Source organism: Candidatus Palauibacter sp. (assembly GCF_965222475.1).
In the GTDB taxonomy this organism is placed as follows: domain Bacteria; phylum Gemmatimonadota; class Gemmatimonadetes; order Palauibacterales; family Palauibacteraceae; genus Palauibacter.
The window spans coordinates 1,175,700-1,193,530 of record NZ_CBDCUB010000008.1 but is presented as its reverse complement, the minus strand read 5'-3'; the positions used below and the strand labels follow the sequence as shown (position 1 = coordinate 1,193,530).

At 69.9% G+C, this 17,831-nt stretch carries 14 protein-coding genes; 4 read left to right on the top strand and 10 right to left on the bottom strand.

What is annotated here, in order from left to right; translation table 11 throughout:
• Window positions 1-66: 66 nt before the first annotated feature.
• Window positions 67-819, top strand: coding sequence for an NAD-dependent deacylase (locus ACOQPP_RS20530; RefSeq protein WP_420637377.1), 753 nt, complete (start codon window positions 67-69; stop codon window positions 817-819).
• A gap of 12 nt (window positions 820-831) precedes the next feature.
• On the opposite strand, the gene ACOQPP_RS20525 is transcribed toward ACOQPP_RS20530, so the two are convergent.
• From ACOQPP_RS20525 to ACOQPP_RS20510, 4 genes are all read right to left on the bottom strand, one after another.
• Complete coding sequence (locus tag ACOQPP_RS20525; protein ID WP_420637376.1) at window positions 832-1,512, bottom strand: metal-dependent transcriptional regulator; 681 nt, start codon at window positions 1,510-1,512, stop codon at window positions 832-834.
• A gap of 13 nt (window positions 1,513-1,525) precedes the next feature.
• Entirely contained in the window at window positions 1,526-2,356 is an 831-nt protein-coding gene (locus tag ACOQPP_RS20520; RefSeq protein WP_420637375.1) for a hypothetical protein, read from the bottom strand.
• A gap of 76 nt (window positions 2,357-2,432) precedes the next feature.
• Window positions 2,433-4,751 (bottom strand): hypothetical protein, encoded by a 2,319-nt coding sequence (locus tag ACOQPP_RS20515; protein WP_420637374.1) that lies wholly within the window; start codon window positions 4,749-4,751, stop codon window positions 2,433-2,435.
• Between the two features lies 1 nt (window position 4,752).
• Window positions 4,753-5,724 (bottom strand): MBL fold metallo-hydrolase, encoded by a 972-nt coding sequence (locus ACOQPP_RS20510; protein WP_420637373.1) that lies wholly within the window; start codon window positions 5,722-5,724, stop codon window positions 4,753-4,755.
• 133 nt (window positions 5,725-5,857) lie between these two features.
• Here ACOQPP_RS20510 and ACOQPP_RS20505 point away from each other — a divergent pair, with 133 nt between their 5' ends.
• Both ACOQPP_RS20505 and ACOQPP_RS20500 read left to right on the top strand, forming a co-directional pair.
• Window positions 5,858-6,157, top strand: coding sequence for a hypothetical protein (locus ACOQPP_RS20505; RefSeq protein ID WP_420637372.1), 300 nt, complete (start codon window positions 5,858-5,860; stop codon window positions 6,155-6,157).
• On the top strand, window positions 6,157-7,647 hold the full coding sequence (locus ACOQPP_RS20500; RefSeq protein ID WP_419164724.1) for a sodium:solute symporter family protein: 1,491 nt from the start codon (window positions 6,157-6,159) through the stop codon (window positions 7,645-7,647). Before ACOQPP_RS20505 ends, ACOQPP_RS20500 begins: the two co-directional genes overlap by 1 nt.
• Window positions 7,648-7,700: 53 nt before the next feature.
• Here ACOQPP_RS20500 and ACOQPP_RS20495 read toward each other — a convergent pair whose 3' ends face one another.
• From ACOQPP_RS20495 to ACOQPP_RS20470, 6 genes are all read right to left on the bottom strand, one after another.
• Window positions 7,701-8,492 carry a carboxypeptidase-like regulatory domain-containing protein gene (locus tag ACOQPP_RS20495; protein ID WP_419164723.1) on the bottom strand — a complete coding sequence of 264 codons (792 nt, stop codon included), beginning with the start codon at window positions 8,490-8,492 and terminating at the stop codon, window positions 7,701-7,703.
• 78 nt (window positions 8,493-8,570) lie between these two features.
• A complete protein-coding gene (locus tag ACOQPP_RS20490) occupies window positions 8,571-9,788 on the bottom strand; it encodes a M20 family metallopeptidase (RefSeq protein WP_419164722.1) in 1,218 nt (405 codons plus the stop codon).
• 1,256 nt (window positions 9,789-11,044) lie between these two features.
• Window positions 11,045-12,451 carry an amidase gene (locus ACOQPP_RS20485; RefSeq protein ID WP_419164849.1) on the bottom strand — a complete coding sequence of 469 codons (1,407 nt, stop codon included), beginning with the start codon at window positions 12,449-12,451 and terminating at the stop codon, window positions 11,045-11,047.
• A gap of 32 nt (window positions 12,452-12,483) precedes the next feature.
• Window positions 12,484-13,644, bottom strand: coding sequence for a serine hydrolase domain-containing protein (locus ACOQPP_RS20480; protein ID WP_419164721.1), 1,161 nt, complete (start codon window positions 13,642-13,644; stop codon window positions 12,484-12,486).
• Between the two features lie 63 nt (window positions 13,645-13,707).
• Window positions 13,708-14,496: a cyclase family protein gene (locus ACOQPP_RS20475; RefSeq protein WP_419164720.1), complete on the bottom strand. Its 789-nt coding sequence runs from the start codon at window positions 14,494-14,496 to the stop codon at window positions 13,708-13,710.
• A 157-nt stretch (window positions 14,497-14,653) separates the two neighbouring features.
• Window positions 14,654-16,210, bottom strand: coding sequence for an acyl-CoA synthetase (locus ACOQPP_RS20470; RefSeq protein WP_419164719.1), 1,557 nt, complete (start codon window positions 16,208-16,210; stop codon window positions 14,654-14,656).
• A 472-nt stretch (window positions 16,211-16,682) separates the two neighbouring features.
• On the opposite strand from ACOQPP_RS20470, the gene ACOQPP_RS20465 reads away from it, so the two are divergent.
• A complete protein-coding gene (locus ACOQPP_RS20465) occupies window positions 16,683-17,831 on the top strand; it encodes a hypothetical protein (RefSeq protein WP_420637371.1) in 1,149 nt (382 codons plus the stop codon).

The following is a 17,831-nucleotide window of genomic DNA, read 5'->3' as shown; positions in this document are numbered from 1 at the left end:
GCGGCGCGGCGGGCGGGCGGCGCGGCACGCCGAGGCAGGGGTCGGCGCCACAAAGATCGGCGGGCGATGGAAGAGGGTCAATGGCGAACCGCGCGCAGGCTCGTGCGCGAAGCCCGGCGGGTGATCGCGCTCACCGGCGCCGGCATCTCCGCCGAGTCGGGGGTGCCCACCTTCCGCGATGCCGGGGGCCTGTGGAGGTCGTACCGGCCCGAGGAACTCGCCACGCCGGAGGCGTTGGCGCGCGACCCGCGCACCGTCCTGGAGTGGTACGCCTGGCGCCGTTCCGCGCTCGCCGGCTGCCGGCCCAACGCCGGACACCGGGCGCTGGCACGTTTCTTCCTGCGCCGCGGCGAGGCCGGTCTCATAACCCAGAACGTGGACGGCCTCCACACGCGCGCCGCGATCGAGGCGGCGGGAGACGCCTCCGCCGACCCGGCCCTCCCGATCGAACTTCACGGGGCCGTGGGCCGTGACCGCTGCGACGGCTGCGGGACGCGCTTCCCGGCCGAGGCGCTCGGCGACGCCCTGCCCCGCTGCGGCGCGTGCGGCGGCCTGCGCCGCCCGGACATCGTCCTGTTCGGCGAGCCGCTGGACGCCGAAGTCCTCGGCCGCGCCCGGGAACTGGCCGAGCGCGCCGACCTCTGCCTCGTGATCGGGACGAGCGCGGTCGTCTACCCCGCCGCCGCCCTGCCGCTCGCGACGCTGGAGGCCGGAGGCCACATCGTGGAAGTCAACGTGCGCCGGACGGCCCTCAGCGACGCGGCCGCGGCGGCGCTCCGCGGCGAGGCGGGCACGGTCCTCCCCGCCCTCCTCGACTGAAGCGACCGCCGATCAGGCGTCGGGTTCGACGAAGACGGCGCCGGCGAGCGCGGGCTCGACCTCGAACGAGCGATCCCCCACCTCGAGCAGCGCTCCGCCGCCCTCGCGTTCGCGCAGGCAGCGTATGCGCGTGCCGGGGAAGAGCCCCAGGGCGGCGAGTTCCCGCAGCATCTGCGGACTCTGGTCGGACACCTCGCGCACCACGCCCCGACCCCCGTCCCCGATGTCGGCGAGCGGGACCCACGAGGTCGCCGCGAGCTCTCCATCGCGCGTGGGGATGGGGCTCCCGTGCGGGTCGATCAACGGCTCTCCCAGCGCCTCCGCCATGCGGTCGATGAGGACATCGGAGGCGGCGTGCTCCAGGCGCTCGGCCTCGGCGTGCACGTCCTCCCACGAGTACCCGAGCTTCTCGATGAGGTAGAGTTCGATCACCCGGTGCCGGCGGATGATCCCGAGCGCCGTCACCTCGCCGAGCGGGGTAAGCCGGACGCCGCGGTAGCGCGTGTAGCTCAGCAGCCCCTGCGCCGCCAACCCCTGCACCATGCGGGTGATCGACGCCGCCGAGCGATCCAGTTCCTCGGCGAGCGCCGTCGTCGACACCGCCGCGCCCCCGGCCTCGGCCTGCAGCTTGTACACCGCCTTCAGGTAGTCCTCGACCGCGCGGCTCGGGTCGGGGCCTTTCGCCTCGGGCATGGGGCAGCCGCTCCTAGAAGGCCGGCCGCTGGAAGATGGAATCCGACAGAACGGGGTTCAGTTCGACGTCATCATGGCGGAGTTCGCGGGTCGGGTTCATCTCCGTATCCCGATAGAGCCGGGAGATGACATACGTGAAGTCACCGACCTGCTCGTATCCGTCCCAGTACATGCGCGCGCGGCTTTCCTCGCCTCTCCCCTGGGAGATGTAGTGCACCTGCTCCGGCCAGGGGTCGTCGTCGAGGAAGTAGTAGAAGTAGCGGTCTCCGGACTGAAGTCCGACGCCGTCGCCGAAGGTGATCCGGACCTCGTACCCACCGCTCTCCCACGGGCCGGCCCGGCGGTTGACGCCCGGATCGAACAGCTTGTAGGGGAGCCCGAACCAGTAGACCACGTCGCGTCCCACGTACTCGGACTCGTCCCAGGCCCGGATCCCCGGTTCGAGGAGACGCTCGTTGAGCGTGGCCCACATGTCGGAGCCGGTGAAGGTGTGCACGTAGAGGCCCTCGGCCTCGGGCCGCTCGATCCGCGTCTGCTCGACGCCGTCCACCTTGCGGTACTCCACGCGCCGCGGTCGCATGCGCTCGATCGCGCCGGTCGAGTCGTACCACACGGTCGTGATCGTGTAGCGAGCGGATTCGATGTCGTGCCAGGCCGCCATGCCTCCCGCAGCCTCGACCCACGCGCCGATCAGCGAATCGGCGAGCACTTCGTCCGGCTCGAGATCGGCGGTCGAGGCCGCCGGAGACGAACCATCGCCCGCACAGCCCGCAGCTGCGGCGAGGGCAAGCGCGAGGGCGAGGGCGGGGCCGGGGCGTCGCGGGAGTGGGGCGCGGGGGTTCATGGGGCCTCCGGTATCGGCTGCGGATGGATCGCGTCGTCGCGCGGGGGGCGGAATATGCACGTCGAGGGCGGGCCCGTCACGGCGTGGACGGCCCGGGGCCAACGCCCTTCAGCTGCACGACGATAACCTCGACGGGTTCGGATCCCTGGTTCACGTCCCCGTGAAGCTCGCCCGGAGGATCGGCGTCGAGCCAATAGGCCCGGCCCGTCTCCCACGTCATGTCGCGCCGCTTCCCGCCGTCGCTGACCACGGTGAGCGTCCCGCCCCTGAGCGCGATGATGGCGCGCGGGTTGTCGTGGCGGTGCATCTCGAGCGGCTGGTCGGGCGCGATCACGCTCTTCCACACCTGCACGTGCTCGTTCTCGAACTGCGGCGTGCGCCCGGTGGCGGCGGCCGCAGCGTCCGGTTCCGCCTGCTCGCCGGCCTCGCCGCACCCGGAAACCAGGGCGGCGGCAGCGAGGACGGAAACCATCGCGGGGACGACGTGGCGGACGACGGCCGGGACGATCGGGGTGCGGATCACGGGTCGGCCTCCTTGTGTGGAATGGGTTGGGCCGGGAACGAGCCGGGGCCCCGCGCCGACGGTCCCGCTGCGCCGCGCGGCGGCGGGCGGAGGCGCGGCGACGATTTGGATTTCGACGCTGGACTCGGCTTGGCCGTGCGCGGGGGAAAGGACGTGGAGAGTCAGGCGGTATCGCCCTTCGTCGAGGAGCGGGAGGCGGAGTTCGACGGTGCGGCCCTCGGCACCGGGAGTCGCCGCCTCGACCCAACGGATGCCGGCCTGTTCGGTGTCGCGACCCGCGAGGCCGCTCCACTCGAGCGCCCTGCGCCAGAACCCCTTCCCCTCGCGCGCCAGGGAAAGCGTCACCTCGAGGGCGGCGGCGGACGGGGGGGAGCCGTACCACTCCCAGTAGACGGCCAAGGTCTCGCCCGCCCGGGCGGTGCGGTCGCCTCGCGCGCGGGCCAGCGCTCCGGCGAGCGTGGAGGGGAGGGCGCCGCCCGCGTGCAGCAGGAGGATGTCGGAGAGCAGCGGATGGCCTTCAGCGAGAGGGATCCGTGCGCGGGCGGCGCCCGGTTCCTCCGCGCAGCGCGCTTCGACGCCGACGAGGGTGGCGGGGGCGGCCGCCCGGGGCTCCGCGACCGATAGCGGCCCGCCGCCGCGGCCGGTGCGCGAGGCGGTCACGCCGTGGGCGTCGGCGAGGAAGAGACCGCGCTCCAGATCGCAGGAGGGCAACGAGTCCGGCCATGTGAACGCCGCCACCACGCGCCGGCGCCCGTCGCGCCGAAAGCCGGCCACCTGATGGGGCAACTCCAGAACTTCGCCGAAGGCCGGCGTCCAGCTCGTGCGGGCGTCCGCTTCGTCCAGCTTCCACAGCGGCCCCTCCTCCGCCGTCCCGAGGCGCGACACCGTGAAGCGTTGCGCGCCCGGAAGGCGGCGCGCCCAGACGAGTTCCTCGGTGCGCACGCCCACGAACCGGCGGCGCGCCCGCTCCCAGCCCGCGGGCCAGCCGAAGCGCAGCGTGATCTCGGTGAGATCGTCGCCCCACGGCAGCCGCCGGGGGCTCGCGGCGTCGGCCTGAAGCGCGGCGCGGACGCGGCGGGCGAGGTGTTCTGAGCGCCGCTCCAGTCCCGGCACGAGCCAGAGCGGATCGGAGAGATGCCAGAACGAGCGCTCCACGGCGCGCCGGGGCGAGCTTCCGCAGGCGAAGCGTTCGTAACGGCCGCGCGAGCGGCGGTCGAGAACCGGTCCGGGTTCGGTCCAATCGCAGCGCTCTTCTACCGTCATCCGGCCGAGCGCCCGCTCGAAGGCCGCCTCCGCCTCCGCGTAGCGGCCGCTCTCCTGGAGGACGAATCCGGCCAGCGCCTCGCACCACGCACCCTCCACGGGGCAGACCTCCAGCAGCGCGAGCGCCTCTTCCGCGCGGCCGGCCTCCAGCCGGTAGGCGACGCGCTGCCCTGTGAGCCACTCGTCGCCGGGGGCGATCCGGGCGGCGCTGTCGAGGACCGCAATCAGGGCGAGTCGCTCCGCCACGACCTCTTCCGCCTCCGGGACCGGCTCCCAATCGTCGTCATCCCAACCCTCGACGAGGCAGAAGCGCCCGATCCCCTCGCCGCACTTCGGGTTGACCAGCGGGCCGCGCGGGAAGTTGCGGCGCCGGACGTGCTCGAACGCGCGCTGCGCGTCGCGCGCCATCCGCATCGCCGCGGCAGCATGGGGCGACGCGGGCGGCTCGCGCGCCTGAACCGCGTCCGTGCGGACCGCACGGGCCGACCCCGGGGCCGAGTATGCCGGCGCGGGCGCGGCGACCGCCGACCCCGCGAGCGCGAGTAGCGCGAGCGCCGGGGCAACCGCCGCGCGCGCGGCGCGGACCTCGATCCTCCGACCGGCACGCATCTCAGTACACGTCAAGATCCCGGCCATAGGCGAGCGGTCCGTCGTAGCCCGCGGCGCGAATCTCCGCGACCATCTCTTCGGGCGTCGCCCCCCAGCCCAGCTGGTGGTGGAGCACGAGGATCCCCGGCCGCGCCCTCGTCGCGAGTTCCGCCAGTTCGACGGTCGAGGTATGCGCCTGGGCGTGATACGTCTGCCATTCCGGCGGACGGTCGCGAAACGTCGTGGCCGAGTACACCTCGTGCACCAGCACGTCGCACCCGTCGCACATCTCGACGATGGCATCGGTCGGGGCGGTGTCCCCGGAGATGACGACCGTTCGGCCCGCGCCGTCGAACCGGTAGCCGTAGGCCTCCGGCCAGCCCGTGTGCGGGACGGCGAAGGCGGTCACGCGGACGCGGTCGTCCTCGTAGATAACGCCCGGGTCGATGTCGACCGCCTCCACTCGCCAGCCGTCGGGCGTCGCGGGCTGGCTGCCGCTGAGCCGGTTCTCGAAGTCCGCCTCCCACGCCGCGGTCAGATGCATGGCCATCGCCGCCGTGCCATCGGGTCCGAACAGCTTCAGCGGCGCCTCCCGCTCCGCCACCCAGGGCGTGTGGATGAGATCGGGCAGGCCCACCGTGTGGTCGCTGTGCAGGTGCGTGAGGAACGCGATGTCGAGGCGCGCCGCCGTGAGCCCGTCCACGCCGTAGCGCTCCGCGGCCTCCGCCGCGCGCCGCACGATCCCGGGGCCAGCGTCCACGAGGTAGGCCCGGCCGCCGACCAGCACCGCGGTGGCGGGGCCGGAGGCCGCCGGTTCGGGGTTCGGCGTGCCGGTCCCCAGCAGCACCACGTGCGTTCCGGAGGACAGATCCGCGCCCGGCGCGGCGGACGAAGGCGGCGCCGGGGCGCACCCGGCGGATGCCAGGGCCTGCCCGGCGGAGAGCAGGCCGGCGACGAAGGCGAAGCGATGCGGCGTTCCGTGCGTGCGGGGCATGAGCCAAGATCGGTCACACCGCGTCCCGGCTCAACGGCGGACAGCGGACGGCGGGGAGGGTGAGGCCGGCGAGGGGGCCTCGCGATCGGCCGCGAGCCTTGACCCGGCCGGACGGAGCCAGCCTTTTCCGGCGATGGACGATCCTCAGCCGCGCCGCGCCTCGCCACAGGACCACAGACGGGTCGGCCTCGCCGTTGCGGGATTCTACGTGCTCCTGTTCGTGGCGCTCGTGTGGCCCGTCTATCCCTTCTTCGCCACCATCGAGCCGCGCGTGCTCGCGATGCCGTTCTCGCTCTTCTACGTCGTCGTCTGTCTCCTCCTCTCCTTCTTCGCCCTGTTCGCCTTCTATCTGTGGGAACGGAAGCGGGACGCGGCGGAGACCGGTGCCCCCGCCGACGGGGACGCGGGCGCGGCGGGCGGAGGACGCGGCTGATGCCCGCCTGGCTCGTCGTCTTCCTCGTCACGATCGGGTATCTGCTCGCCTCGCTCGCGATCGGGCTCGCCTCCGGGCGTCACGCGTCCAGCAGCACCGAGGGCTACGTCGCGGGCGACCGCTCGCTGAACTTCCTCGTCCTCTACTTCATCATGGGCGCCTCGGTGTTCAGCGCCTTCGCCTTCCTCGGCGGGCCGGGCTGGGCCTACTCGCGCGGGGCCGCGGCCTTCTACATCCTCGCCTACGCCTCGGTCGGGCTCGTCCCGTGGTACTTCTTCGGCCCGCGCGTCGCCGCGCTCGGCCGCCGCTTCGGCTACGTCACCCAGGCCGAACTCTTCGCGCACCGTTTCGACAGCCGCTCGATCCCGGCCATCCTCGCGATCCTCTCGATCTTCGCCTTCATCCCCTATCTGGTGATCCAGATGAAGGGGGCGGGATACGTGTTCAACGTCGTCACCGAGGATCGCGTCCCGGAGTGGGCCGGGTCGGCGATCGCCTACGGCGTCGTCCTCATCTACGTCTTCCGGAGCGGCGTCCTGGGGGTCGGCTGGACGAACACCTTCCAGGGGATGTTCATGATGGCGCTCGCGTGGGGGCTCGGCCTCTACCTGCCGTGGAAGCTGCACGGTGGCGTGGGGCCCATGTTCGACGCGATCGCGGCCGGACTCCCCGACATGCTGCGGGGGCCGGGGCTGGGGGCGGACGGACAGCCGTGGAGCTGGGGTGCGTATTCGAGTTCGGTCGCCATCTCGGCGTTCGGGTTCAGCGTGTGGCCGCACTACTTCATGAAGATCTACACGGCCCGCGACGTCGGCACGCTCAAGCGCACCGTCGTCTACTATCCGACCTTCGCGCTCTTCCTCGTCCCCATCCTCTTCATCGGCTTCTCCGGCATCCTCGCCTTCCCCGGCGTGGAGCGCTCCGACGCGATCCTCCCCACCATCGTGACCTCGGTGCAGATCGGCCTCCCGCCGCTCATCGTGGGACTCTTCTGCGCGGGCGCGCTGGCGGCCTCGATGTCGACGGGTGACGCGCTCCTGCACGCGGCGGGGTCGGTGGCGGTGCGCGACTTCTGGGGGAACGTGAAGCCCGAAGCGCTCGACGACGCGGCGCAGCGCAGGTGGATCCGCGTGATGGTGATCGTCGTCGGGGCCATCTCCTACGGTCTCGCCCTCATTCCGGGGCTCAGCCTCGTCGAACTCCTGTTGCTCAGCTACGGGTTCATCGCGCAGCTCTTCCCGCTCACCGTCGTGACCTTCCTGTGGCGGGGCGTGACGCGGTCAGGGGCGCTGTGGGGCCTCGTCACCGGCGGCGCGATCACGCTCGTGCTGGACCTCGCGGTGCGCCTGGATCTGATCTCGGCGGCGGCGACGGCCGGAGTACACCCCGGCATCTACGGCATGGCGGGCAACGTCATCGTCATGATCGCGGTCTCGCGTCACACGAGGCGCCTCGACCCCGCGCACGTGGCGCAGTTCACCGACCGCTGAACCTCCGCGGCGCCGGGGAGGCATCCGCGGAGGTTCCGGCGATTATTGGCTGATCATTTGGTCCAGATCAGGACCAGGTTGCAGCCCGAATGGAATCGCATCAGCCCGGTCGGTAGCGACACCGGCGCCCGATACACCTCGACACCGGCGACCTCGCTCGGGACCGCGATCGTGTTGATGGGAAGGTTCGAGACGTTCATGCTGTCCAGGTAGATGGTGAGGCAGTCCGCCGCTCGAACCCGTGGCCCCCTCCGCGCCGACAGGAGGCGTGGCCGCAGCCTGGTGTGGTTCGACAGCAGCTGGCTGATGTGATACGGCTGCCACCGCTCAAGGTAGTCCCGGGTGATGAACTCGCCGATGCCCAGCATCTCGCCCCAGTACCTCCTCTCGTAGAAGCCCCTGGCCTCGAGCCTGGGCGACCAGGTCGTCGTCGCGACCAGCGGCTCCATCTCCACAGGGTCCGGAACGAGCCCGATCTCCACCTCGGTGGCGAGTCCCGGCTTGACATTGATCGTGTGGCTGAGAGGCGCGTAGCCGAGGCGCCGAACCTGAAGTTCGTTCGGTCCCGCGGGCACGCCCGTGAGGATGAAACGTCCCCATCTGTCGCTCTCGACGGCGGCCGGGCGGCCGGCCACGGTCACCGCGGCTGTTGTGATCGCGTCTTTCGTCTGCGCGTCGAACACGCGCCCCATCAGCCGTCCCGGGCTCGTCGTCTGGGCGGGAACGCGGAGCGCGATCTCACGCGTCTCCCCGGGTCCGAACGCGACGACGGCCTGTTCGCTCGAGCCGCTGCCCACCTGCCCCCACACGGTGGCCTTCCTCGCATCCCTCGGCGCACAGATCACGAGGCGGCCGTCGGCGCCCGTGGACCGGCGGACCGGCCTCCGAACGACGTCGGTCCAGCGGACGCTCACAGTGCAGAGTCAACTCGCGCGGGCGTAGGCGGCCGGCCAGTGGAAGGCGAGGGCCGCGTTGCCGCGGATTCCCAGCGCCAGTTCGTCGACGACGATGTGCTCGTTGACGGTGTGGGCCAGGCGGTCGTCGCCGGGGCCGAAGCCGACCACGGTCATGCCCGCCAGCCCGAAGTGTCCGCCGTCGGTGGCGAAATCCCAGATGTCGACGGGCGGCTCGGCCCCGAGCGGGCCGGCCAGGACCTCGACCGCCGTCCGGACCGCGTCGTGATCGGCGGGGAGCGAGAGGGCGGGGTTGTCGGCCGGATACGTCATCTCGTACCCCGCGTAGCTCGAACGCTCGTGCTGCGGGATCAGGATGTCGCTGCTCGACCCCTCGATCTCGCACGCGCGCAGCACGGGGAGGAGTTGCGCCCGCAGCGACGCCGCGTCCTGACCGGTCACCGTCCGGCAGTCGAGCGTGACCTCCGCCAGGCCCGGGATGACGTTGCCGCTGGCCTGGTCCGTCCCGATGAGCGTCGCGGCGATCGAGCAGGTGCCCAGATCGGGATCGTGCGCGAGGTCGACGTCTTCAAGCGCCGCCAGGAAGCGCCCGATCACGGTCAGCGGGTTGCGCCCGATGTCGGTCATCGAGGCGTGGGCCATCTTCCCGCGTACCTGGACGCGGAGTTCGATCCGGCCCCGGTGTCCGCGGCGGACCTCGTTCCGGCTCGGCTCGCCGATCAGGACCAGATCGGGCCGCAGCGTCTCCGCCATGTAGCGGGCGCCGAGGCCCCCGACTTCCTCCTGTACCGTTCCCGTCACGTAGACATCGCCGGGCGGCCGCTGTCCGGCGGCGACGAGGCGGGCGACCCCGTGCACCTGCGCCGCGAGCGGGCCCTTGATGTCGATCGCGCCGCGCCCCCAGAGGAGACCGTCGTGTATTTCGCCGCCGTAGGGGTGATGGGGCCAGTCGGCCGGATCCCCGGCGTCCACATGATCGAGGTGGGTGTTGAACATCACCGAGGGGGCGTCGTCGAGCCCCCGGAGGAGACCGATGACGTTGCCCGCCGCGTCATGCCCGACCTCGTCGTAGCCGAGGGCGCGCATCTCGGAGGCGACGAGCATCGCGATATCGCCTTCTTCGCCTGGCATCGACTGGGTGCGGATGAGCCGCTGGAGAAAACGGACGCAGGCGTCGAGCACGGGGCTGGAGACTTCGAGGGCAGAGGTGTCGTGTGACGTCGTCATATGGCGCTTCCCGCTCACGGATCGGAGGGCCCCCAAGGGGCAGGTGTTAGGGACATGAAAGACCATCGCAGAGCCGCCCCGTCAAGCGGGAGGCCATCGATGTCCGCCGGAACTGGAGCTGGTCTTGCGCGATCATACTCTACGATACGCGACCATGCGCTACGGTCTGACAATCGCCAGAACCTCCCCGCTGCTCCTGAGTGGCCAGGCCACGGGTTGCACGCTTGCCCCCGTGCCCGCCCGGGTTTCCGCGCGCTCGAAGAGTGCCGGACTGCGAATCCGCCACTCGCGGAGCAGCCATCGGTCCCCGGGGATGCGCATGAAGTGAAGTTCGCCCCCATACCGTGACTCGTCGATGTCGATCCGGGAAAACGAGACGCGTCTGAAGTTGCGAAAATGCTCCCGAAGCTCTGCCTCCAACGGCGGCAGGAGGTACCAACGAAGGAACGGGCGCAGCGAAGTGTACCGGAACTCCAGTTCCTGCGGTCCTCCAGAGACCGTGTCGATCCACAGAACACCCTTGACATCGACAACCGTCCTGTCGGGCTTCGGGCCATGGCGAGACTCGCGACCGGGGCTACTCGGGCCATAGCCCTCGATTTCATGCCTCGTCTCCCGCTTGCATCCGACCGACTGGCCGGGTTCGCTGGACGCTCGCTCAGCCTCTCAGACGAAAAACCCCCTTGCAAGGTCACATGCGACCGCACGGGGTACCGCACTCAGCTAGCTGTAGATGCCACGATGGTTGTTCACCGGATGCCCGAGTAACCAACTCCCCCAACTCCCGGGCGCGGACGCGAGCCTCCCTCCGCATCTGTCTCGACTACTGACGTCGCGAGGTCGCCGACGTTGAGGATCGTTCGAACGTCGCGTCCGGATACCTGCCGGTGTGCGCGCGGAGCCAAGCGGTCGGATCGAGTGCATGGCTTGCCTCACTCTGCCGCGGCCCCGTGCGCGTCACGACGAGCGTTGTCGCCACGGCCCGCTTGAGCAACGGCGCGATTCTCGAGCCATCATGGGCGTATCGGTGCCCCTGTGCCGGCCTATGCCAATTGAAAGTGTGATGTTGAAGTGGCATAAGGTTTCACAGGGACTTCCAGCAACCACCCCCAGGCAGGAACCTCGGGTCGCGATCGTCATGAGGACGATCCGGCCATGGGGCGAAGATCGGCCAGCTCATGGCCGACAACGGGGCGGCGTACCCCTTCCGGCGCCTCGTGGAGGCCACCGGTCACTAACGTCCTTGTTACGCACAGCTAGCTGTCCGCGACCAGGGGCGGGAGGCCGATGGGCCGCGCCCGGGAGATGGCCGAGGCGGCGGCGAGCGCCTGCCCCTCTCCGCGGGGCGGCGCGACGACCTGCAGTCCGACCGGGAGTCCGGCCGCATCCAGACCTGCCGGGACGCAGGCGACGGGCAGACCCGGCATCGAGAGGAGGAAGGTCGGGGCGATCCAGTCGACGTACGTCTTCATCGGCCGACCCCCGACGGTCTCCGGGTAGTTCTGCTCCACCGGGAAGGGCGGGATCGCCATGCACGGCGTCAGGAGCGCGTCGTATCGCTCGAGGAGGGCGAGAAGCTCCTCCCTCACCCGGCGGCGCACGTTCTCGGCCGCCCCGATCTCGGCCGGGGTCAGGGACAGCCCTGAACGGAGGTTGGCCGACACGTTGGGGCCGAAGGCGTCAACACGGTGAAGTTCGGCCTCGAAGTGGGACACGAACCAGTGCCCGCGGAGGACGAGAAACGCGTCCCACGCGTACGAGAGGTCCAGATCCACTTCGTCCACATGCGCGCCTCCCGCCCGAAGCGACGCCAGCGCCTCATGACATGCCGCGTTGACGGTACCGTCGATCCCGATCCGCGCGATGTCGCCGCACCAGGCCCAGCGGCGCCCGGCCAGATCGGCGGCGCCCGGGTCCGGCCAGAGCGGCTCGGGGGCGGAGACCGGCGAGGCCGGATCGGGTCCCGAGATCGCACGCAGCCCGAATGCGACGTCCTCCGGATCCCGTGCCATGAGACCGGTCGACTGCAGGTCGTCCCACAGGTAGGCGGCCGGCGCCGTCGGCACGAGCCCCGGCGTGGGGCGAAGCCCGGCGATTCCGCAGAACGAGGCGGGAATCCGCAGCGAGCCGCCGAGATCCGTCCCCTGCGCGAGCGAAGCCATCCCCGTCGCCAGCGCGACCGCTCCGCCTCCGGTGGAGCCCCCGGCGCTGAGGGCGGGATTCCACGGGTTCCTCGTCACGCCGAACACCTCGTTCCAGGTATTGCCGCCCGCGGCGAACTCCGGCGTGTTCGTCTTCCCGAGGACCACCGCGCCGGCATCGCGCAGGCGGCGGACGACGACGGCATCCCGCTCGGGTACGTGGTCCTCGAATAGCGGCGAGCCGTAGGTCGTGCGGAGGCCCGCCGTCTCGGTCACGTCCTTGATGCCGACGACGATCCCGGCGAGGGGCCCCGGATCCTCGCCGGCCGCGAGGGAGGCGTCGACCGCTGCCGCCTCCGCCTTCGCCGCGGGGTTCAGCGTGACGACCGCGTTGAGCTCCCCGTTGTGGCGTTCGACGCGGGCCAGGCAGGCACCCAGCAACTCGGCCGCCGTCATTTCGCCCGCGCGGATGCGCCGGGCCTGCTCCCGGGCTGAGAGCAGCGCCGGATCGAGGCGTTCCATCACGGCGAGCGGTCGTCCGCGGCTGCCGGCACCTACGGCAGGAACATCTGGGCGATCGCCTCGCCGTACCGGGCGGAGTCGAAGGGGAGCGCGTTCGTCTGCAGCGCGACCACCACGCCGTAGTCGTTGAAGTTGGCGAGGAAAGAGCGCGTCCCCTTCACGGTGCCGGTATGGCTCGGGTAGCGCCGCCCTGCCTGGTCCGTTCGGATGAACCACGCCAGCGCCTGCTCGTGCGCGATCGGCTCGCCCAGCCCGTCCGGCGACGAGGGATCGATCTGCCGGATCCCCGGCTCGAGCTGCGGCCGGTGCATCTCGGCCACCGTCTCCGGGCCGAGCAGCCGGCCGTCGTTGATCGCGATCGCGAAGCGGACGAGATCCTCCACGTTCGAGATGATCCCGCCGCCCGCGTACTTGTAGCTCGGGTCCTCCGGCTCGGGATGAATGAACCGCCCGGACTCGCCCCGCACGTAGCCGTGGCCGCGGTTCTGGACCACCCGCGACGGGACGTCGAACTGGGTGGCGAACATCCCCGCAGGCTCCCACACGTAGCGCTTGAGATATTCCTCGTAGTCCACGCCCGACGCCGCCTCGACGATCCCGTGCTGCAGGTTGTGGGCGTGCGAGGAGTACATCCAGCCGGACCCCGTGTCGTAGGCCAGCGGATCATCGCGCCACAGCTCCGTCGCCTCCTCGAACGTGTCGTAGTGCCTGAGGCTGAGCAGGTCGTGGGGGCCGAACTCGACGCCGTTGTAGTGCCGGATCCCGGAGGTATGCGTGAGGATGTGGCGCACGGTGATCGGGAACTCCCGCTCGGGATACCAGGGCATGTAGGTTTGGAGCGTGGCGTCCAGGTCCACCTTCCCCTGCTCCACGAGCTGCATGAGCCCGACGACGGCCAGCACCTTCGACACCGACCCCACGTTGTGCACCGTGCGGCCCGTCGCGGGCGTGCGGTTGTCCAGTTCGGCGACGCCCACGCCCTCCGAGAAGACGATCTCTCCATCCACCGTTACCGCCACGGACAAACCAGGCAGGTCGTTATCGTTTCGGATCTGCTCCATGTAGTCGAGCAGCCCCTCGTACGACCAGCTCTGCGCCGCTACCGGGGCCGCGGTCTGCGACAGGAAACAGAGCGACAGTACGAGCGACAGTAGCGGCAATGCGCCCGTCCGCGCTCGGCTGGCGATAGTCATGGTCCACCTCTCCGTCTGAAGACTTCTTCGGGCGCTCATGTCCGCCCGGCCGTCTATCCTCGACTATTCCTCGAGGAACGCCACCACTCGGCAGAAAGCGGCCTCTCCTCCCTTGAATTTCCAGGGGAAGCAGCCGATGGTGAGCCGCCGGTTCTGGAGTTCCGGGGCCGCGATCTGCCCTCCGAGATTCTCTATGTGCATACAGTTGTGGGGAAAGAGCGCATTGTGCGTGAGCTGATAGTGCTCCTCCGGGAACAGTTCGTCCACCGCCTCGGCGCCACCGAACACGCGCTCGGCCATGGCCCGCACGCGGTCGCAGTGTCCGAACGTGCCTTTCCCGAGGAACCGTCCGATGGGGAGGTTCATGGGATGGTCCGTGGAGATCACGTCCACGCCCCAGACCTTGATCTTCCGGTCGATGAGCCACTGCACCATGTCGGGGTGCGCGCCGGGATGGGTGTGGACGTAGCGTTCCTCGTTCGCCTCGGCCCCGAACTGCGCGAACCGCTCCCACCCCGTGTGGAGGATGAGGAGGTCGCCGTCCCGGATCTCCACCCGCGATTCGATCATCTCCGGCGTGTACACGGCGAGGTCGCCCATCTCGTCGCGCAGGTCGACGATCACGCCGTCCCCGTAGAGCCACTCGAGCGGGATCTCGTCGATCGTCATCCCGTTGGTGACGAAGTGGCGGGGCGCGTCGAGGTGCGTACCCATGTGGTTGGAGGTCTGGATGTACTGCGCGTTCACGCCGTGTTCGACCTTGCGCTTTATGTACTTGACCTCGAACGGCGGATAGTAGGGCCAGAAGAAACATTCCTGATTGAGGGGCTGCGAGAGGTCGTAGATCTTCATGGGCGATGGACTCCGGCGGTATCCGGGTTCACGGGGCCCACGCCCGCAGGCGACGGGTATACGTGGTGCCGGTCGTCGCGACGTGGGCGAGAGCTGATACCGACACGCTTCCCCATCGGAACGGGGAACGCAATGGCCGGGGCGCGGGCCACGGCCGTCAGGCCCCGAATAGCGCGCGCAGGGCTGGCTTCTGCACCTTGCCCATGGCGTTTCGGGGCAGGTCTTCGACGCGGCGCCAGGCGCGGGGGACCTTGTACCGGGCCAACCGCTCCCGGGCCCACGGGTCGAGCACCGCCGCGATCCCGTCGGACGTCCGCAGCGACGCCCCTGGCTCCGGGACGACGGCCGCGGAGACCCGTTCTCCCCAGTCCTCGTCGGGGACCCCGACGACGGCACAGTCACGGACCGCCGGGTGCGAGCGGAGCAGTTCCTCGATCTCGACGGCGGAGATCTTGTAGCCGCCGCTCTTGAGGATGTCGACGGAGCGGCGCCCCAGGATCCGGTAGTAGCCGTCCTCCAGGACCGCCTCGTCTCCCGTGCGGAACCACCCGTCGACAAAGGCGGCCGCCGTCTCCTCCGGCCGGCGCCAGTATTCGGAGAACACCATCGGACCCCGAATCTGGATTTCGCCCGATTCTCCGGCCTCGAGAGCCTCCACGCCCTCCGCCAGCACCTGGCCGGTGGCCGGGCGCACGAGTCGCAGGCCGACCCCGGGTAGCGGTTGCCCCACCGTACCGGGGCGCCGCTCGCCGTCGTACGGGTTCGAGAGACCCATCCCGATCTCGGTCATGCCGTAGCGCTCGAGGAGGCGGTGCCCGGTGATCTCCTCCCAGCGCTCGAACACCCGGACGGGGAGGGCCGCCGAGCCCGACACCATGAGCCGCAGCGCGCCCGCGCCCCGCGACCATCGGCGACGGGTGGAGCCCTCCGCCGCGTCCCAGGCGTGCAGAAGCTTGGCGTAAATCGTCGGCACGGCCATGAACACGCTGATTTCGCCCGAGGCGAGTCGTTCCCAGGTGGCCGCGGGGTCGAAGGACCCGCCGAACTCCACCGCGGCCCCCGCGGAGAGCGGACAGCAGAGGGCGTTGACGATCCCGTGCGTGTGGTGGAGCGGGAGGACGTGGAGGATGCGGTCGCCGCGCTCCCACTTCCACGCGTCGAGGAGCGACCTGATGTGCGCCTCGATCTGGCCGTGCGTGGTCATGACGCCCTTGGGGCGCCCCGTCGTGCCGCTCGTGTAGAGGATCATCGCCGGCCGATCCTCCGTGATCCGCGGCAACGGATCCGCGTCAGGCGAGTGGGGCGCGAGGCGGCCCTGGTTCGAGTCGGTGACATCGTGGAACGGGATGCCGCGCTCCCGCGCGGGGCCCTCGATGCGACGCCCGGTCTCTCCGGCGCCGATGAGTGCCGAGCAGTCGGCGTCTTCGATCACGTATTCGAGTTCGCGCGCGGGGTGGTCGGGACACAGCGGAACGGCGATCCCGCCGGCGCGCCACACAGCCCACTGGGTGACGACGTATTCGAATCCCGGCTCCATGAGGAACCCCACCCGGCCCCCGTGAAGGTCGGCCGTGGCCGATTCGGCCAGGAGATGGTGCGCCCTTAGGCTCGACCGGGTCTCCAGATCCTCGTAGCTGTGCGCTCTTCCCCCCGCGAGCGCAGCGACTCGCGCGGACCACTTCGGAGGGGGGCGGAAGAGGGTAAGACCGCTCAACCCGGCTCGGTGCACATCGCTCGTGCGTGCGTAGCTGTTTTCATCGGTACCTGCTCCCGCCTAGCACGGGCCGGGGCGGGGATCCGCAAACCTTCGGCTCGTCTCCGCGCTACCTGCGATTCGCCCCGACCGCGACGAGAAGCTGAAGTAAACGTGCCGCGCGTCGGAGGCAAGGCGCCCCGCGTCGGCGGGCATTGGGCACGAGAGAGTCTATCCGGCCCACGGCGATGACCGGCAAGAGATTGCCGGTGCTTTGCTGGACCGAACCGCCGCTTGCCCCTCCCCCCCGATTTGTTACAGTTCCTTTAGGCGTTGGCATCCCCGTTGCTGGCTGAGCGGACCGCGGCCTTTGAAGTTAGAGTGCCGTGACCGCCACTAAGCCAGTTCTTACGGGATTCTTGCATTGTGCTGACGGTGTGCCTCAAGGACGAAACTTATGCTTGCTATGATTCTTCATGTCGGTATCGTGGCGATGCGAATCAACGTCCCGGTGCTCGTCTCCGTGATTGCGACGCCGGTGCCCGGCGTCGCTCTGGACGCGGTGCAGGAAGAGACAGTCCTGCGGGCGGATCCCTCGCCGCCGTACGAAATCGAGTTCGCGCCAGGGCCGGTGTTCACGAGCGATGGTCTTGACGACCCCTACTGGGTGAGCGATGTCGGGGACTTGGATCTGCTGTCCGATGGGCGTCTCGCAATCGCGGAGTTCTTTTCCGATCGCATTCTGGTGACGTCGATCATGGAGGGCGAGACGCAGTGGGTTGGGCGCCGGGGCGAAGGACCAGGGGAGTACCGGTACATCCGCTGGGTGCGCGCCGATGGCGACCGTCTTCATGTGTTTGACTTGATCAACATGCGACGAACGGTGTTGACCGCGGGCTTCGAGGTCGAACACACCAATCCACTCCAGTTCGTTGATTTCGGACTTGGACTCGCAACTCTCGGAGATTCGGCATACGTCATGAACGGTGTGATTCCCAGCCCCGAGCGAGTGGGGTACGCCCTCCACCTTTTTGACGGAGAGGGCAAGGTGGTCCGCTCCTTTGACGAGATGCGGGGAGGTCATGGATTGGCAGGGGCCGTCCCGGGACCACACCGCAGCCTCGCAGTCTCCCGGGACGGGGGAGTCTGGTCGGCGTCGGTATCGGAGTACCGCATCGACCTTTGGGATCCGGGAACGGGCGATCGCCGCCGCTCGCTGGTGCGCGAGGTCGATTGGTTTCCCGCCCACGATGGGAGGTGGTCTCTGACGCCAGACCAGCCCAGACCGCCGCGGATTGGGGGTGTCAAGGAGGATGAAGAGGGCTGGTTGTGGGTGCTTATCCATGTGGCGTCCGAGCACTGGGAAGAATGTCTTGAGGCGACACCACCGGGGGCGCCCGCCGAGGTCGGCGAGTACAGGTGGCGCGAGGATTGCCGGGGGCACGATTCCAGGCTCGAGGTGCTGGATCCCGAGACGGGCCGCGTCATGGCTGCGCGGACCGTCCCGCGGTCGATCGTTTTCGTTTTGGCGGGACGGAACATGGTGTCCCTGGAGTATGATGCCCCAGGGTTTCCCGTCCTGCAGTTCTGGCACGCCGAGTTGCGGGCCACAGGCACAACAGGAGGAGGTGGACAATGCTGA

What these genes read in the sequence shown, in the direction of transcription:
- ACOQPP_RS20490 (WP_419164722.1), bottom strand. Translation starts at nt 9,788, where the DNA reads ATGACGACGTCACACGACACCTCTGCCCTCGAAGTCTCCAGCCCCGTG.
- ACOQPP_RS20505 (WP_420637372.1), top strand. Translation starts at nt 5,858, where the DNA reads ATGGACGATCCTCAGCCGCGCCGCGCCTCGCCACAGGACCACAGACGG.
- ACOQPP_RS20525 (WP_420637376.1), bottom strand. Translation starts at nt 1,512, where the DNA reads ATGCCCGAGGCGAAAGGCCCCGACCCGAGCCGCGCGGTCGAGGACTAC.
- ACOQPP_RS20515 (WP_420637374.1), bottom strand. Translation starts at nt 4,751, where the DNA reads ATGCGTGCCGGTCGGAGGATCGAGGTCCGCGCCGCGCGCGCGGCGGTT.
- ACOQPP_RS20485 (WP_419164849.1), bottom strand. Translation starts at nt 12,451, where the DNA reads ATGGAACGCCTCGATCCGGCGCTGCTCTCAGCCCGGGAGCAGGCCCGG.
- ACOQPP_RS20530 (WP_420637377.1), top strand. Translation starts at nt 67, where the DNA reads ATGGAAGAGGGTCAATGGCGAACCGCGCGCAGGCTCGTGCGCGAAGCC.
- ACOQPP_RS20465 (WP_420637371.1), top strand. Translation starts at nt 16,683, where the DNA reads ATGCGAATCAACGTCCCGGTGCTCGTCTCCGTGATTGCGACGCCGGTG.
- ACOQPP_RS20520 (WP_420637375.1), bottom strand. Translation starts at nt 2,356, where the DNA reads ATGAACCCCCGCGCCCCACTCCCGCGACGCCCCGGCCCCGCCCTCGCC.
- ACOQPP_RS20480 (WP_419164721.1), bottom strand. Translation starts at nt 13,644, where the DNA reads ATGACTATCGCCAGCCGAGCGCGGACGGGCGCATTGCCGCTACTGTCG.
- ACOQPP_RS20510 (WP_420637373.1), bottom strand. Translation starts at nt 5,724, where the DNA reads ATGCCCCGCACGCACGGAACGCCGCATCGCTTCGCCTTCGTCGCCGGC.
- ACOQPP_RS20500 (WP_419164724.1), top strand. Translation starts at nt 6,157, where the DNA reads ATGCCCGCCTGGCTCGTCGTCTTCCTCGTCACGATCGGGTATCTGCTC.
- ACOQPP_RS20475 (WP_419164720.1), bottom strand. Translation starts at nt 14,496, where the DNA reads ATGAAGATCTACGACCTCTCGCAGCCCCTCAATCAGGAATGTTTCTTC.